We start from the raw sequence: 16,589 nt of genomic DNA, 5'->3' as shown, positions 1-16,589 counted from the left end.
TCGGGTGGATTTAATTCACAAACAGGAACTCGTTGCTGTTGATGAGCACGCGGCAGAGCGCGGCGAGGCCGTTCTTCTGAGCATACGCAGTGAAGTCGCGGAGTTCATCCGCCGTCGCATCACGCAGCAGGATGCGGCGCACGGCATTTGCGGGTGTGGTGAATTGTTTCCCAAGCTCGCCGCTGAAGTGCAGGACGAAGCTGTTGTTGTAGAGCGCGAGGGATTGCAGCGAGGACGCGGAGAAGCTGCGGCTCGGGGCGAGCAGGCCGAGGTCGGGAAAGTCGAGCGTGTCCATGAAAGGGTCAGGCACGCCGCGCCACACGAAGCGGTAGATGCTGCGGCGATGCTTTGGCAGCGCGGACCAGTCGTAGGCGGCATAGTCGAGCGTGGGCGTGAGCTGCACAGCCGGGCCGGTGATGAACTGCCGCTCACTGGGGCCACCGACGATGAGGTCGAGCCTGTCTGCTGCAGCGAGGACGAAGTCGCGGTAGCTGTCGGCGTCGAGGCGCAGGCGGTTCATGCGCCAGAGCAGACGGTTGTCGCTGTCGAGCTTCGCCGCATCCTCGCGGTGCTCGCTGCTCTGGCGATACGCGGCACTGGTGACGATGAGGCGATGCAGATGCTTCAAGGAGCCGCCGCTGTCGCGTAGTTCGCACGCGAGCCAGTCGAGCAGTTCGGGATGCGAGGGCACGCCGCCCATGCGTCCGAAATCGCTCGGCGTATCGCAGATGCCGCGACCGAAATGATATTGCCACACGCGGTTTGCGATGCTGCGCCAGGTCAGCGGGTTCTTTTCATCGGCGATCCAATCTGCGAGCGCGGCACGACGCTCGGATTCATCACCGACGTGAGCCTTGGTGAATTGCGCGGGCAACGCCGTCACCGCACTCAGCGCGCCGCTTTCGGCGTCACCTATTGGCTTGTCGAACTCGCCGCGCTTCAACTTATGCACGACCTTGGGTTTGGCCACCGTCGTCGGCGTTCCTTTGCTGACGGCGAGCAGCACATCCGCCTTCCTGCCTGCGGCATAGACAAACGCTGGCGCGGGCATCTTTTGCATTTCATCAAGGGCGCGAAGGCGCAGGGCATGGGCGGCGAGTGCGAGCCGTTGCGGCTCGCTGCGCTTGTCGGCAGGAGTGGTGAGTGCGGCGGAAGCGAGCGCAGGCATCGCGGAAGCACGCGCTGCCGGCTCATCGGTTGCCGAGAGCTTGAAGCGACCCACGAGATGCGCCTGCGGGGCGAGCTGCTTCAGCGAGATGGTGAGCTTCGCGCCTGCCTTTAAGGTGAGCGCCGCAGCCAGCTCGAACACCGCGTGATGCGACTGTCCCACCGCCGGATGGATGCCCCAGCCCGTGGTCGGATTGCCATCAATCGCCGCAGGGGCCGCGTAGCTCGCTTGATTGAAGTCTGCGGTCGCTCGCGAGAATTTCAGCTTCACCGGGGCGGCTGCTCCGGCATCGAAGACCTGCGCCTCAAACTCACTCACCGTGAGATTGCCGTTGTCCTGCCTGCCTGGACCGTCTTTGGGCAATGACTTGTCCGCAATGACGTCAAGTCGCAGTGCGGTGATGCTCGCAAGCGGTGCTGAGGCCGTGATGACATACGTATCTTTCTCCGGCTTTGCGCCGCTGGAAATGATGACCTCGCCGCTGTGCGAAAGCGTCGCGCCCTCGGTGCTGATGAAGCTCTCGTATCCGAGCGTGGTCCATTTCACCGCAGGCCCCTGATGCTTCTCCCAATCGGCGACGAGCGCCCCATTTTCCGCAGTGAGCAGCACGGCCTTGTCCTGTGCCTCGGCCGCCATGAGCAGCGACTGCCAGCGCTTCCGCTGCTGCGCGACGTTCGTGTCTTCATCAAATGGAATATCGCCCTCGATGATGCCTGCGAAGACCGCTTGCAGTGCGTAGTAGTCGTCCTGCGTGATTGGATCAAACTTATGGGCGTGGCAGCGGGCACAGTTCGCCGTGGTGCTGGTGAAGGCCGCCATCGTCTGCGTCACCAAATCATCACGGTCGAGGTAGTCGAAGTTCATCGGTGCCGTCTGAAAGGCACTGTGGTCAAACACGCCCGCGCCGAGAAACCCGAGCGCGGCGATGAGACGCGGCTCTTCGGGGAACAGGCGGTCGGCGGCAAGCTGTTCGCGCACGAACCGCGACCACGGCTTGTCGTTGTTCAACGATTCGATGACATAGTCACGATACCGCCACGCATGATCCCGTGGCAGATCGTGGCCACACCCGTGCGTCTCAGCGAAGTGGATCGTATCCAGCCAGTGCCGCGCCCAGCGCTCGCCATGGCGCGGTGACGCGAGCAGCCGATCTACCAGGTGCTCGTAAGCCTGCGTATCGCTGTCCTTTTCAAACGCCTCCACCTCGGCGAGTGACGGCGGCAATCCGTGCAGATCGTAGAACACCCGGCGAATGAGCGTGCGGCGATCCGCTGCGGGTGAAGGAGTGAGCTTCCGCTCCGCGAGCCGCGCCCGGATGAAGCGATCCACAGGGTGCCCCACATCAGCGACGTCCGGCAGCTTCGGTTTCACCAGGGGTTTCAGCGACCACCAGTCGGTGGCATTCGGCCGCGTCTTCACGATCACGCGCGGATCGGGCGCACCTTGCTTCACCCAAGCTTCCAGCAATGCGATCTCCGCCGACGACAGCTTTTCCTTCGGCGGCATCTGATGATCATCATCCGACCAGCGCACCATTTTGATGAGCAAACTCTCCTCCGGCTTTCCCACGACGATGGCCGGCCCCGAGTCACCACCTTCCTCCCAGCCTGATCTCGAATCGAGCGTCAGACCGGCCTTCATCTTCTTCTCGTGCGAATGACACTCGTAGCATCGCTGCTTCAGCAGGGGCTCGATTTTGGAAGTAAATAAATCATCCGCGTGCGCTAACGATGCCGCGAAGAGGATCACAACGGGGAGAGTCCGTTTCATGCACGAAGCCTCCTTTCGATCTCGCCTGCCGCTTTCATCACCTCGGCCGCCACGGCTGTGAAGGTGCTCTTCGGCATCCGCCCGGCGATGCCTGATACCCAGAGCGTCGCCATGAGCGCATTGAGCCGGTCCCGAATGGGTGCTGCTACGCAATGGATGCCCTCATCCGCCTCGCCCCAGTCGGTCGCATAGCCTTGTTTCATCACGCGTTCACAATCCGCACGCAGCGTCGCCTTGTCCGTGATCGTCCGATCCGTGAACCGCTCCAGCTTGATCCGGTTGATCGTGCGTTCGCGCTCCTTCGGATGGCGAAAAGCCAGCAGCACCTTCCCGGGGGCATTGCTGTGCAGTGGGAAGCGCAAGCCGATGTTCACGCCGATGCGCAACGCCTGCGTGCTCTCGATCTTCTCGATGATGACACCCTCGTCCCCAATCGGAATGCCGATCTGCACCGTCTCGCCCACGGCATCCCGCAGCGCCCGCATCGCGTCCAGCGAGCACTCCACCAGGCTCACATCCGCCACCTGCGGCTGTCCCAGTCGCAGCAGCTTTCCCGTCAGCCGAAAGCACATCGTCGAATCATCCCGCACCACATACTCCCGTGCGATGAGCGTTGAAATCAGGCGCGAAGTGGAGTTCTTCGGTCCGCCGATGGCCGTGCTGATCTCAGTCAGCGTCATGCCCGCAGGTTGTGCATCCAGCGCCTCCAAGACCGCCAGCCCACGATCCAGCGCCGGTGCTTCGACAACCGGTTCAGGCATTTTTTTGGAATGGCGCTGTGCCATATATGGAACGTGTTCCGACTGCTTCACGCAGGATATACCTGAGACTGCGGGTTTTCTTGCAACAACTTCAAATCGACCGCCGAAAACGTGAGGCAGAAGCGCTTTGGGGCGGCAAGAAGTCAGAGGCGCAGGTGATCCACAACATCCGCTCCACGGATGACGCGGACGTGCTGACCATGGAGGCCGATGAGGTCGGCATGGAGCGCATGCGTTTAGGCCTCGTGCCCTCCTGGGCCAAGGGCAGCACAACAGCTCTTCGCGCTAGAAATCCTCAGAAACTTCTGCCGCCAAATCCCGTCCCATAGCCGGAGTACCCGGACTGGGGCGTGGACTGCATGAGCGCCGAATTCTGACGGTAGGATGAGGTCTGGTTCAACATGGCGGCCGATTGATTGAGATTGTCCGCCGCAACCTGCGCCTCGGCATTTTGGGCTTCGGCCAGCCGTTCCTCCTGACCGCGCAGCACGTTCACCAGAATCACGCGCTCCTTTTCATTGATCTTCCCTGTGGTGGCCGCCTTGTTGATCTCCATCAGGCGTGGATGTTCCGCCGCATACTGATTCAGAAAGGCATCGACTTTTTGCGGGCTCCACTTGCCCTCCAGCGGCCTGCCCACGGACTTCTCCGCGACCAGCGCCGTCTCTCCTCCCGCGTGAATGTAGCCCACCTCCACCGCTCTCCGCGCAAACGCTTTCGCTTCGGCCACGCTTCCCACGTGGTACTCCTCGGAGGTGGTCTGGCAGGATGAAAGCATTGCAGCGGTCAGAAAAAGCAGGAGGGATTTCATGCTCTGAATGTGGAGAATGTTTTCCGCGCCACAAGCCAAAGTCGTTGAGAGATTCGGCAAAGTAGTCCAGAGCTTCAACTCGCTCTGGAAAAGTACTCGAGAGCTTTAGCTCTCTCTGGAAGCTCACTTCCTTCCCAAAACCAGCTGATCCGGTTTGTGGCACTCGACTGCGAAGGATGAGCGAAAGCTCTGGACGACTTCGTACAGAACGAGCTAAAGCTCACGACTACTTTCTCACCCATGACGCCCCGCCACCTGATCCTCCTCGCGCTGCTCGCTTCCGCCTCATGCGCTGTCGCTGCCAGCCCTGTCTTCGAAAGCCCGAAGCTCACCACCGCAAGCACCGCGCGCTTGGTCAAGGTGGACGCCTCACTCAAAGGCGCGAAGGAATTGTACCTCGTCGTCTCGGATGAGGATGGAATCAGCTGTGACTGGGCGGACTGGCTGGAGCCCAAGCTCATCATGGCCGACGGCTCTACCAAGGATCTGACCCAACTGCCATGGAAAGCCGCCAGCCAAGGCACGGGCGGTACACGCGTTGGGAAATCAGCCATGGGCGGTTCCCTGCTGGTGGGAGGCAAGACCTATGCCAAGGGTATCGGCACGCATGCACGCTCAGTGATCGTCTATGATCTACCGAAGGACGTGGTGGGCTTCACCGCACAGGCGGCCATTGACGACGGCGGCATGGAGCGCGGCGGCAAGGCCAGCAATGCCTCGGTCAAATTTCAGGTCTATACCGAAACACCTCCCAATGCGCCCAAGCCTGCGCCTCCCATCGTGGACGACGGCAAGACCACGGTGCCTGCGGATATGTTCAACGTCCCCGAAGGTCTCGAAGTGACCGTCTGGGCCAGCTCGCCCGCCTTGTTCAATCCCACCAACATCGACTTCGATGCCCAGGGCCGTCTCTGGGTGGCGGAAGGCGTGAACTACCGCAGCAAAGGCAGCCGCAGGCCGGAGGGCGACCGCGTCGTCGTGCTCGAAGACACCACCGGCTCAGGCCGCGCGGATAAAAGTACCGTGTTTGTCCAGGAATCCGCCCTCGCGGCGCCTCTGGGTGTCGCCGTTCTCGGCAACAAGATCGTCGTCTCCCAGCCCCCCGATCTGCTCGTTTACACCGACGTGAATGGCGACGGCAAATTTGATCCCACCGTGGACAAGCGCGACGTGCTGCTCACCGGCTTCGGCGGCCGCCAGCACGACCACAGCCTGCACAGCGTCACCGCCGGACCCGATGGCCAGTGGTATTGGAATCAAGGCAACACCGGCGCGAAATTCACCGACCACTCTGGCAAGACCTTCCGCATGGGCAGTCCCTACATGATGCAGGACATCGCCGGACAGAAGAGCGACGACGGCCATGTGTGGATCGGCGGCTTCACCGCCCGCATGAACCCGGACGGCAGCAACGTCACCATCATCGGCCACAACTACCGCAACAGCTACGAGCAGACCATCACCTCATTCGGTGACATCTTCCAAAGCGACAACGACGACCCGCCCGCCTGCCGCGTCTCCCCCGTGATGGAAGGCGGCAATGCGGGCTTTGCCTCCGCTGACGGCCTGCGTTCCTGGGGTGCCGACAAACGCCCCGGACAGGATACCCCCACTGCCGAGTGGCGGCAGGAAGATCCCGGCACCATGCCCGCTGGCGATGTCTATGGCGGCGGCTCTCCCACCGGCGTGGCCTTCTATGAAAACGGCGCTCTGGATGCCAAATGGAACGGCCTCCTCCTCGCTTGTGAAGCTGGCAAGAACGTCGTCTTCGGCTATCTGCCCAAGCTCGATGGCGCAGGCTGGAAAATGGAGCGCTTTGATTTCCTCACCTCCAACAAGGAGAAGGAATTCGCCGGTTCCGACTTCCTCGGCGGCAAGCCCACGGGTGAACTCAAAACCCGCTTCCGCCCCAGCGATGTCACCGTCGGTCCCGATGGCGCGATCTACGTGGCTGATTGGTTCGACGCCCGCGTGGGTGGCCACGGCACGCTGGATGATCGCTACACCGGCACGATCTACCGCATCGCACCGAAGGGTTTTGCTTCCAATGTTCCTGCGCTCAAGCTCGACACCACGGAAGGCCAGATCGCCGCGCTGAAAAGCCCTGCGCCAAACGTGCGCTACAATGGATTCACCGCACTCAAAGCCCAGGGCGCAAAAGCCGTGCCTGCCGTCGCCGCCTTGCTCAAAGACGACAGCGCCTACATCGCCGCGCGTGCTGCATGGCTGCTCGCGCAGATGGGTCTAGAAGGCGTGGAGCAGGTGAAGCCCTGGCTGGATTCCAAAGACGAAGAGCAGCGAGTGGTGGCTTATCGCGCGCTGCGTAGTTTCATTCTGATTCGTTTCTATATGAATGATAGGCCAAGCTTGGTCGCAAAAATGGCCGCCGATTCCTCCGCTGCCGTGCGCCGCGAAGTCGCTCTTTCTTTGCGTGAAGTTCCCGCTGCTCAAAGCCTGCCGCTGCTGGTGAAACTCGCTGAGCAGTTTGATGGCAAAGACCGCGCCTACCTCGAAGCCCTCGGCCTTGGTGCTGAAGGCAAGGAAGCCGAACTCTATGCCGCCGTCATCAAGGACAAGCCTGCCGCATGGACCGAGGCCCAGGCATGGATTGCCTGGCGTCTGCACCCCGCCGCTGCGGTGGAGGCCTTCAAGACCCGTGCCCTCGATACCGCACTCACCGAAGAGCAGCGCAAGCTCATGCTCACCGGACTCGCCTTTGTGAAAAGCCGCGAAGCTGCAGGCGCGATGATCGAACTCGCCAACACCAAGGACTTTCCCATGAAGGAACTCGCCAAGTGGTGGCTGCTCAATCGCAAAGGCAACGACTGGCAGTCCTACGATGTGGAAGGCGGCATGAAAGCGCTCGGCCTGTATGATCCAGCCAAGGTGAAACTCATCGCCATTGAGATGCCCCCTGAAATCAAAGACGCGCCGAAGCTCCCCACAGGTGCGGAGATCGCCCAGCTCCCCGGCGATGCCAAACGCGGTCAGGCCGCCATCGCCGTGTGCTTTACCTGCCACAAGGTCGGCAACATGGGCGTCGAATATGGCCCCGACCTCAGCACCTTCGGCAAGCAGCAGCCCACCGAGGTCATTGCTCAAGCCATCGCCCATCCCTCCGCCGACATCTCCCATGGCTTTGAAGGCAGCGAGATCAAAACGAAGGACGGCCTCACCATCAGCGGCATGATCCTTTCCAGCGGCGATCCCGTCATGATCAAGTGCATGGGCGGCCTCGTGCAGACCGTGCCGAAAGAGCGCATCGTCAGCATCACGAAGATGACCCGCTCCCTCATGTACCAGCCCCAGCAACTCGGCCTCACCCCGCAGGCCATCAGCGACATCGTAGCGTATTTGAAGAGCCTCTGAGGAAAGTAGTTTAGAACTTTACTTCGTTCTGGAAAGTTCCGTACCTCCCAGAATGAGCTAAAGCTCATAAGTACTTTGTTACCCTGCAACATCCCCACACCGCCGCCTGTATGAGAAAGCATGCTCCGCTCTCTCCTGCCCTTCCTTGCCCTCTTCACCGGCATCGCGTCCGCTGAAGTCACCGCCATCGGCTCTCGTCGTGAGCTTTTCGTGGACAAGCTGCTTATCGACCAGATGCAGGGCACCACGCTGCGACTGCACCCTCCCGAAGAGGCGGGCATCGCGGTGAAATTTGACCAGCCTTGGGAGGGCCGCTTCAGCGCGTACATCACCGTTATCCACAATGACGAGGCGAAGAAATTCCAGATGTACTACCGTGGCAATGCGGGCTTTAAAGACGGCACCAGCGGCGAAGTCACCTGCTACGCCGAATCTGCCGATGGCAAAAATTGGGTAAAGCCCAAGCTGGGCCTGCACGAGATCAACGGCAGCAAGGACAACAACGTCATGCTGGCCAATCTGGCACCCTACACGCACAACTTCGCCCCATTCATCGACCGCCGTCCCGGTGTGCCCAAAGAGCAGCGCTACAAGGCCCTCGCAGGTCTCGGCGGCAAGTACGGTGGTCTCAGCGCCTTCGTCTCGGCGGATGGGCTGCATTGGCAAAAAATGCAGGACGCGGCGGTGATCACCAAAGGCGCGTTTGACTCACAGAACGTCTCTTTCTGGTCCGAAGCGGAGCAGTGCTACGTCGCCTACTTCCGCGTCTTCACCGGCGGCGGCATTGATGAAAAGACCTGGAAGCCCAAAGGCGTGCGCTGGGTCAGCCGCGCCACCAGCAAAGATTTCCTCACCTGGACCGACGCCATACAAATGACCAGCGATCAGCCGCTGGTGGATCACATTTACATCAGCCAGACGAATCCGTACTTCAACGCCCCGCACCTCTACATCTCCACCGCTGCCCGCTTCATGCCCAAGACGGACGTGCTGGATGAGCAGGCGAAGAAATACCTCGCCGAAGACACCAAGGCCTACCCTGCCCTGATTCAGGATACCTCCGAAGCCGTGCTGATGACCAGCCGCGCCGGCACAACCGCCTACAACCGCACCTTCATGGAAGGCTTCGTGCGTCCCGGCCTGCACTTCCGCAACTGGACCAGCCGCAGCAACTACCCTGCCTGCGGTGTGGTACAAACCGGCAAGTCGGAGATGTCCCTCTACGTGGAGCGCCACTACGGCCAGTCCACCGCGCTGCTGCAGCGCTACACCCTGCGCCTCGACGGCTTCGCCTCGCTGCACGCCGACTACGCAGGCGGTGAGATGACCACCCAGCCCTTCACCTTCACCGGGAAGGCGCTGCACCTGAATCTGTCCACCGGTGCCGCTGGCTCTGTGGCAGTCGAAATTCAAGACGCCGACGGCAAGCCCCTGCCCGGCTTCACCTTGGACGACTGCAAGGCGATCTCCTACGACGACATCGACCGCGTCATCGCCTGGAAGGCCGGCAGCGATGTCTCCGCTCTGGCCGGCAAGCCCGTGCGTCTGCGCTGGGTTCTCAAGGATGCCGACGTGTTCTCCTTCCGCTTTGAATGATTTAGGAATGTACTCGTGAGCTTTAGCTCGCTCCGGATTCTGGAGCGCAGCGCACCTCCCAGAACGCGCTAAAGTTCGTAAGTACTTTGTCCTTCCGAACGATTCATTGGCGTTGCGCAGGAAACAAGGAACCATCGGACGCATGGGCACGTATCCCCCGTGTCACCTGACTCATGGACATCTCCTCAAAAACATTCTCGGCCAAAGGCTTTATGCTCCCTCAAAGCCTGCCGGTAATAGTGCTGGACGACTGCTACCACTTCCCCGGCTGCCATCTGCCGCTCTTCATCTTTGAAGACCGCTACCGCCGCATGCTGGACCACGCGCTGCAAACTGACCGCATGTTCTGCGTCGGCGTTTCCGACGGCGGTAATGACGTGCTGCCAGTCACCACGGCGGGGCTCATCCGTGCCTCGGTCAAAAATCCCGACGGCACCTCACAGGTCATGCTCTACGGCGTCTGCCGCGTACGCATCACCGGTTGGGATCAGGTGAAGCCCTTCCGCATCGCCCGTGTGGAGCCCGTGCTCACCCAGCATGCGCCCACTAAAGCCTTGCGCCTTTTGAAATCACGCGCGCTTGAGTTGCTGCCAGCGCCCACCGATGACAGTTGCGCCAGCATGCATCAAATGCGGCAGGAACTTGAAGAAATGGACGAAGCCGAAGCCGTCTGCGACATCATCGCCTTTCACTTCGTGCGGAAAAAAGCCGCCCTCCGCGCCCTCCTCGAAGAATGCTGCCCCCAGCGCCGCTACGAAATGCTCATCAGCGAACTGGAAAAAGCGCAGGACTGCTGAAAAAAGTACTCATGAGCTTTAGCTCGTTCTGGCAAACGCAACGCCCCTCTCCCAGCGCAAACTCAAGTTCATCCGTGCTTTGCCAGGGGCAGGCGGAGCAGTTGTTTTATGGCAAGGGAATGGAGATCAAAGGAATGGCAAAAATCTGAAACCAGACCTCAGAATTCCGGACTTCCGGATTCTGCATCCTCTGCCAACAAAATCCTTGGCCAAAATGAGGGTGTCCATGTGGCCCATCTTTCCCACGCCCGGAGCGGGCCAAAGCTCGCGAGTACTTTGGCGGGAAGAGTGAGAATCACGCTCGCCGCCCTAGATTGGATCAGCGTGCGGCAAAGAACTGCTCCATGCGCTGCAGCTCTTCGTCCAGCGCGCTTCGGAACGCCGCGCCGCCCGGTGCCGATCCCGCCGCATAGCCAAAGACCGACTCCAGCCGACCCTCCCGTGCGGATACGTTGGCCCAGCCGATGACATGCCCGCGCCAGAGCATCGGTAGCGCGTAGTAGCCGAACTGACGCTTTGCTGGCGGCGTGTAGGCCTCGAACTTGTACCTCCACCCCCACAGCAGCTCGAAGCGGCGACGGTCCCAGACCACGGGATCGAAGGGGGCGAGCAAGCGCAGCCGTTCGTCCACTGTATGGCGGCGCGAGCGCGGCTTCTCGTCGGCGGGCCAGTACCAGATCGTTCCGTCGAGGCGACAACTGGCCAGTTGCTCACGTGCCAGCCGAAGTGCTGCCTGCTTCTGGGCCGCCAGATGCGGCGCGCCATAGCCGAGCAGCCGTACCAAGTAGGTCAGGCTGGCGGCAGGCAGGGGCGCATACTTGCGCACCACCAGGTCGATCAATGCGGCCGCACGCCGTGCGCCTCCCTCAGGGCTGTCATCCAAGGGTGGATGCGCCACGGCCTCATAGACGCGGGTGCCGCTGTCGCGCCGCCTCACCCTCAACAGGCCGCGATAGTGCATGCCGTCGAGCAGGTGCGTGCTGGCGTTGCTCGAACCGCCCCAGTAATTCTTGACGCGCCCGTGGGCAAAGTGCGCTTCGACCTCGCGGGGATGGACTGCGCCGCGCTCATGCACGAAGGCCAGAATGTCGGCGGCCTTGCGCTCGTTCTCGGCATCCCAATGCCGGGCAGCTTGGCGCGGATGCATCAGCGCCAGGTGCTCGCGTGGAAGGAAACCATAGTTGATCAGGCAGTCCTCGTCGATTGCAAGACTCTCATACCGGCGCTCCAGATCGCCCACGCGGTAGTCCTTGACGCGGTGGCGCAGAGTAAGGTCCTGCGCCCGTGCCGGAGCGCGGATCGGGTCCGCCTGCACAAAACCCAAGCGCTGGATGGCACCCAGCAGCGTGGTCGGCGTGAACAGGGTGCGCGCCAACGCGTAGCGACGCAGATCGTCGAGGCTCGGTTCAGCGGGCATGGGAAAATTGAAACACGGGAAACAGTTGTTTGAGTAGTCGTTGCGATGATGTTGCCCGCCAAGCAGAAATGATCGGTCCCGCTGTCGTGCTGTATCCAGATGGCTTTTAAAGCTCAGCCGAAAAATTCCATGGCCTGAAATGAAGGTGTTCGTGTGGCCCCGCGTCCCCAGACCCGGAGCGAGCTAAAGCTCTGAACTACTTTGCTCACGCCTCATTCCGCACCGGATTCGTCAGCGTCCCGATCTGCGCGATCTCCACGCTCACCGTATCTCCATCCTTCATAAACACCGGAGGCGTGCGCGCCGCGCCCACGCCATGGGGCGTGCCGGTGAGGATCACAGTGCCAGGCATCAGCGTGGTGCTGCCGCTCAGAAACTCGATCAGCGTCGGCACATCAAAGATCATGTCGTCCGTGTTCCACTCCTGCATCGTCTCTCCATTGAGCATCGTCTTGATCGCAAGGCTGTTCGGATTCGGGATCTCGTCCGCTGTCACCAGCACCGGGCCAAGCGGGCAGAAAGTATCAAACGACTTGCCACGGCACCATTGACCTCCACCGCCGTGCTTCTGCCAGTCACGCGCGCTCACATCATTCGCGCAGGTGTAGCCCAGCACATAATTCAACGCATCCGCCTTGCTCACATTCTTCGCCTTCTTGCCAATGACCACCGCCAGTTCGGCTTCGTAATCGACCTTGTCGCTCTTGAGATGAGTCGGCAGCAGGATCGGCTCTCCTGGATGCTGCACCACATTCGGCAGTTTCATGAACACCACGGGATGCTTTGGGATCTCTGCCTTCGTCTCTTCCGCATGCTTCTTGTAGTTCAGCCCGATGCACACAATCGCAAACGGCTGCACCGGCGCGAGCAGCTTGGTCTCCTCCGCCTTGCGGTCAGTCACGCGGTGCTCACCCAAGATGTCTCCCTCGATGAGCAGCGCCGTGCCATCCGCCTGCAATGCCGCATGCGCAATGTTTCCCAGCGAGTCGGTGTAGCGGATGATTTTCATGTGTGCATGAAGTGAAGCGGGCACTCCCGCTGCTTCAACCGTTTTCTTGGCGGACGGGAGTCCCCGTCTTAATTGAAGCGTCGTCAGGCGCACAATTCGCAACGAATGCGTCATCAACTGCGTTCATTTCCCATGCCCCGCTTCCTCCTTCCCGCCCTCTGCCTGTTCAGCGCCACGCTCCTTGCCGCCGAGCCGCCCAAGCCACGCGGGGGCGACCTGACTCTTGTCGCGTATGACGACGGCTTTAGCTCTTTCTACAGCGGCCGATACAAAGGCGCGGAAGATTTGAAGAAGTCGATGCACTTCTACAAAGACACGCAGATCGCCGTGCTGGAGTGGTGTGTCGTCGCGGGCAGCCGCACCAATTATCCCTCCAAGGTCACGGAACTTTTACGGCACAGGCATGAAGGAGTTCCCCCGCCGTGGAGACAAGCTCGCGCACGACACCGTGCAGCGCATGGCCGATGCCGGAGAGAACACCCTCGCCATCGTCACCGCCGCCTGTCACGAGGCCGGCATCTCCTGCTACGCCGCACTCCGCATGAATGGCGACTACGCAGCGAACACCTGGGGCGGCACCTTCCCGAAATTTGCCAACAGCACCTTCTGGTGGCAGCACCCCGAGCTCCGCACTTTGGATGCCAAGGGCAAAGAGGGCGCGCATCAATCCTACGCCTTCCCCGAAGTGCGCGAGTTCAAGCTCGGCATCCTGCGCGAAGTGGTCGAGCAGGACATCGACGGCATCAATCTCGACTTCCAGCGGCACCCCACCTTCTTCGGTTTCGAGAAGCCAATGAGCGATGCCTTCAAAGCGAAATACGGCGTGGAAGCCAGCACTGTTTCCCAGGATGATCCGCGCTGGGTTCCGCTGCGCTATGAAATGATGAACCTCTTTGTCCGCGACGTCCGCAAGCTTTTGGATGAAGCCGGCAAACGCAAAGGCAGGCACCTCGGCCTCTCCGTCCGCATCGACTGGCAGAAGTATCCCACCTGGGGCTGCGACATCCAAACCTGGCTAAAGGAAGGCATGCTCGACTACCTCGTCGTCGGTCAGTATGGCCTCGGCGGCTACGACTTCGACATCGCCCCATTTGTGAAGATGGCTCAGGGCAGCGGTTGCGCCGTGTACTTTAGCGAAGAAGCCACCGTCAAAGGCCACGACACCACGGCCGAGGAAGACAAACTCATCGCCGAAGGCAAGCTGAAGCCCATTCCCCACACCCTCCTCACCCGCGAACACTACGAAGAACGCGCCAAGAAAATCCGCGCCGCCGGTGCCCAAGGCCTCCAGCTTTTCAATGATGGGCGGAAAGAAATGATGAAGGGATACTAGTTCTACATTGTTAGACTTGATCGTCAGGCAGGTTGCTTTCGGCTGACGTCTCAGCGCAGCAAAGTAGCCTTGTTCCTGTGGAACAAGGACTGCTCCGCCTCGCCCAAGACGCTTAACAATGTAGAACTAGGCTGAATCGATGGCGCTACTTCTGCGCCCGTTCCACGCCACCAGCTCCGCATACTTCGCCCCCGTGCCGCCAAACAAATCCAGCGCACTACCCACCGTGCCATCCACACGGCCATGGCTCAGTTCATCAATACGCTTCAAATCATCCAAGTGCCGGATGCCACCTGCATAGGTCATCGGCAGCGGCGAGTGCTCGCCGAGAAAACTCACCAGCGCCTCATCAATCCCCTCGCACTTCCCCTCCACATCCACGGCATGGATCAAAAACTCCGCACAATGTCCCGCAAGAAAGCGCAGCGACTCCGGCGTCACATCCAGCGTCGTCAGCGTTTGCCAGCGGTTCATCGCCACCGTCCAGCCCGTCGCCGTCGCCTTGCAGCTCAGATCAATCACCAGCCGCTCCTTGCCCGCCGCAGCCACCATCTTATCGAGCCGTGTCTGATTGAAAGTGCCATCCGTTTCAAACAGGTAGCTTGTCACGATCACATGGCTGGCTCCGGCCTCCAGATACTCCGCCGCATTGCACGAGCGAATCCCGCCCCCGACCTGCAAGCCACCCGGAAATGCCCCCGTCGCCGCCTTCGCCGCGTCCTCGTTCCCCTTCCCCAGCAGGATCACATGCCCGCCCGTCAGCCCATCGCGCCGATACAGCTCGCCATACCACGCTGCATCTCGATCGCTCACAAAGTTCGTCTTCAGTCCCGTCCCATCATCACGCAACGAAGAGCCGACAATCTGCTTTACGCGGCCATCGTGGAGATCAATGCAGGGGCGGAATTGGGTCATAGGGAGGGTGAGCAGTCAAGAGGTCAAGGGCTGCGCAGTCAAGAGGTCAAGTGTCGTCAAATCGCCATGCGACCACCTTCTTCACAATCTTGACCACCATGACGGCGAAGCCTTGACTCTCTTGACTAGTCACCCCATCTCTGCTTTCTTCCAACTGTCCATGACCACCACCGCCACGGCTCTCCTTCTCCTCTCCCTGCGACTTACGCAAGGGTAGGCGGCCCGTGTTTCCTCGTCATGCCCCTTGCCGTCACGTCACGGCAGTTTCTCAGATCAGGAAAATCCTGTGCCATTCTGAAATCTTGTTAATCCTGTCCCCATTTGTCTCGTCATGTTAAAAGACCCTTCTTCCAAGTATCAGCCCTTCCCGCTGATCAGCATCCCCAATCGTCAATGGCCCTCACGCCATCTGACCCACGCACCCATGTGGTGCAGCGTCGATCTGCGCGACGGCAATCAGGCGCTCGCCGTGCCGATGAATGTCTCCCAGAAGCTCGAAATGTTCGATGCTCTGGTGAAATGCGGCTTCAAGGAAATCGAGGTCGGCTTCCCCTCTGCCTCCAACACCGAGTTCAGCTTCAACCGCCGCCTCATCGAGGAGAACCGCATCCCTGACGATGTGACGATCCAGTGCCTGGTGCAGGCGCGTGAGGATTTGATCGAGAAGACCGTCGAGTCGCTTTTGGGTGCCAAGAAGGTCGTCATCCACATGTACAATTCCACGTCTCCTGCGCAGCGGAAATACGTGTTTGGCAAGACCAAGGAAGAGATCATCGCCGTGGCCGTCAAAGGCGCGCAGATGATCAAGGACCGCCTCCACCGTCTCACGGAAGGTGGCACGCAGGTGACCTTGCAGTACTCACCCGAAAGCTTCAGCGCCACCGAAGTCGAATTCGCCAAGGAGATCAGCGAAGCCGTCATGGACGTGTGGCAGCCGACGCCGGAGAACAAGATGATCCTTAACCTGCCCGACACCGTCGAGGTGGCCATGCCCAACGTGTATGCCGACCAGATCGAATGGATCTGCACGAACATCAAAAACCGCGACAGCCTGATCATCAGCCTGCACACCCACAACGACCGTGGCACCGGCACCGCCGCTACCGAGATGGGCCTGCTTGCAGGAGCCGACCGCGTGGAAGGCACCCTGTTTGGCAATGGCGAGCGCACTGGCAATCTGGACGTCGTGCAAGTCGCCATGAATCTCTACATGCACGGCATCGCGCCCGGCCTGGACTTCAGCGACATGAGCGGCCTCATCCACATGTATGAACGCACCACCGGTATGACCGTCGCGCCGCGCCATCCTTACAGCGGCGAGCTCGTCTTCACCGCCTTCAGCGGTAGCCATCAGGATGCGATCAAGAAGGGACTCACCGGCTACGAAGAGCACAAGACCATGTGGGACGTGCCTTACCTCACCATCGATCCCAACGACATCGGCCGCGAATACCGCGAAGTCATTCGCGTGAATTCGCAGAGCGGCAAGGGCGGCGTCGCCTACCTGCTGGAAAGCGAATTCGGCATCGAACTGCCCAAAGACATGCAGCGCGACTTCGGCCCCATCGCCAACGATTTGGTGGACAAACTGGGCCGCGAAGTCACCGCCGCCGAATTGAAAGGCATGTTCTGGCAGGAGTACA

11 protein-coding genes are annotated in these 16,589 nt (G+C 60.6%); 5 read left to right on the top strand and 6 right to left on the bottom strand.

Going from position 1 to position 16,589, the window contains the following annotated elements; translation table 11 throughout:
- Positions 1-10: 10 nt before the first annotated feature.
- The 3 genes from PSV43_RS06320 to PSV43_RS06310 form a co-directional block, all read right to left on the bottom strand.
- Positions 11-2,938 (bottom strand): PSD1 and planctomycete cytochrome C domain-containing protein, encoded by a 2,928-nt coding sequence (locus tag PSV43_RS06320; protein ID WP_300194695.1) that lies wholly within the window; start codon positions 2,936-2,938, stop codon positions 11-13.
- The gene (locus tag PSV43_RS06315; RefSeq protein ID WP_300194694.1) at positions 2,935-3,699 is read right to left on the bottom strand and encodes an IclR family transcriptional regulator; all 765 of its coding nucleotides are present in this window, start codon (positions 3,697-3,699) and stop codon (positions 2,935-2,937) included. Before PSV43_RS06315 ends, PSV43_RS06320 begins: the two co-directional genes overlap by 4 nt.
- 295 nt (positions 3,700-3,994) lie before the next feature.
- Positions 3,995-4,510, bottom strand: coding sequence for a hypothetical protein (locus PSV43_RS06310; RefSeq protein WP_300194693.1), 516 nt, complete (start codon positions 4,508-4,510; stop codon positions 3,995-3,997).
- A 240-nt stretch (positions 4,511-4,750) separates the two neighbouring features.
- Here PSV43_RS06310 and PSV43_RS06305 point away from each other — a divergent pair, with 240 nt between their 5' ends.
- From PSV43_RS06305 to PSV43_RS06295, 3 genes are all read left to right on the top strand, one after another.
- Positions 4,751-7,879: a PVC-type heme-binding CxxCH protein gene (locus tag PSV43_RS06305; RefSeq protein ID WP_300194692.1), complete on the top strand. Its 3,129-nt coding sequence runs from the start codon at positions 4,751-4,753 to the stop codon at positions 7,877-7,879.
- A 120-nt stretch (positions 7,880-7,999) separates the two neighbouring features.
- Complete coding sequence (locus PSV43_RS06300; RefSeq protein WP_300194691.1) at positions 8,000-9,475, top strand: hypothetical protein; 1,476 nt, start codon at positions 8,000-8,002, stop codon at positions 9,473-9,475.
- A gap of 173 nt (positions 9,476-9,648) precedes the next feature.
- Positions 9,649-10,272: an LON peptidase substrate-binding domain-containing protein gene (locus tag PSV43_RS06295; protein WP_300194690.1), complete on the top strand. Its 624-nt coding sequence runs from the start codon at positions 9,649-9,651 to the stop codon at positions 10,270-10,272.
- A gap of 319 nt (positions 10,273-10,591) precedes the next feature.
- Here the strand turns inward: PSV43_RS06295 and PSV43_RS06290 are convergent, their stop codons facing one another.
- Positions 10,592-11,689, bottom strand: coding sequence for a crosslink repair DNA glycosylase YcaQ family protein (locus tag PSV43_RS06290; protein ID WP_300194689.1), 1,098 nt, complete (start codon positions 11,687-11,689; stop codon positions 10,592-10,594).
- 205 nt (positions 11,690-11,894) lie between these two features.
- Entirely contained in the window at positions 11,895-12,698 is an 804-nt protein-coding gene (locus PSV43_RS06285) for a fumarylacetoacetate hydrolase family protein (RefSeq protein ID WP_300194688.1), read from the bottom strand.
- Positions 12,699-13,101: 403 nt separating this feature from the next.
- On the opposite strand from PSV43_RS06285, the gene PSV43_RS06280 reads away from it, so the two are divergent.
- The gene (locus tag PSV43_RS06280) at positions 13,102-14,031 is read left to right on the top strand and encodes a family 10 glycosylhydrolase (RefSeq protein ID WP_300194687.1); all 930 of its coding nucleotides are present in this window, start codon (positions 13,102-13,104) and stop codon (positions 14,029-14,031) included.
- 126 nt (positions 14,032-14,157) lie between these two features.
- Here PSV43_RS06280 and hisA read toward each other — a convergent pair whose 3' ends face one another.
- On the bottom strand, positions 14,158-14,946 hold the full coding sequence (gene hisA / locus PSV43_RS06275; protein WP_300194686.1) for a phosphoribosylformimino-5-aminoimidazole carboxamide ribotide isomerase: 789 nt from the start codon (positions 14,944-14,946) through the stop codon (positions 14,158-14,160).
- Positions 14,947-15,277: 331 nt separating this feature from the next.
- On the opposite strand from hisA, the gene PSV43_RS06270 reads away from it, so the two are divergent.
- Positions 15,278-16,589: 2-isopropylmalate synthase (locus tag PSV43_RS06270; RefSeq protein ID WP_300194685.1), on the top strand; the 1,312-nt coding region annotated here is incomplete at its 3' end.

Source organism: Prosthecobacter sp. (genome assembly GCF_029946185.1).
Lineage (GTDB): Bacteria > Verrucomicrobiota > Verrucomicrobiia > Verrucomicrobiales > Verrucomicrobiaceae > Prosthecobacter.
The sequence above is the reverse complement of the archived record's forward strand: the minus strand, read 5'-3'. Positions and strand labels throughout refer to the sequence as shown.

Coding starts and splice junctions, on each gene's coding strand:
- PSV43_RS06310 (WP_300194693.1), bottom strand. CDS start 4,510: ATGAAATCCCTCCTGCTTTTTCTGACCGCTGCAATGCTTTCATCCTGC.
- PSV43_RS06305 (WP_300194692.1), top strand. CDS start 4,751: ATGACGCCCCGCCACCTGATCCTCCTCGCGCTGCTCGCTTCCGCCTCA.
- PSV43_RS06295 (WP_300194690.1), top strand. CDS start 9,649: ATGGACATCTCCTCAAAAACATTCTCGGCCAAAGGCTTTATGCTCCCT.
- hisA (WP_300194686.1), bottom strand. CDS start 14,946: ATGACCCAATTCCGCCCCTGCATTGATCTCCACGATGGCCGCGTAAAG.
- PSV43_RS06285 (WP_300194688.1), bottom strand. CDS start 12,698: ATGAAAATCATCCGCTACACCGACTCGCTGGGAAACATTGCGCATGCG.
- PSV43_RS06315 (WP_300194694.1), bottom strand. CDS start 3,699: ATGCCTGAACCGGTTGTCGAAGCACCGGCGCTGGATCGTGGGCTGGCG.
- PSV43_RS06280 (WP_300194687.1), top strand. CDS start 13,102: ATGAAGGAGTTCCCCCGCCGTGGAGACAAGCTCGCGCACGACACCGTG.
- PSV43_RS06300 (WP_300194691.1), top strand. CDS start 8,000: ATGCTCCGCTCTCTCCTGCCCTTCCTTGCCCTCTTCACCGGCATCGCG.
- PSV43_RS06290 (WP_300194689.1), bottom strand. CDS start 11,689: ATGCCCGCTGAACCGAGCCTCGACGATCTGCGTCGCTACGCGTTGGCG.
- PSV43_RS06320 (WP_300194695.1), bottom strand. CDS start 2,938: ATGAAACGGACTCTCCCCGTTGTGATCCTCTTCGCGGCATCGTTAGCG.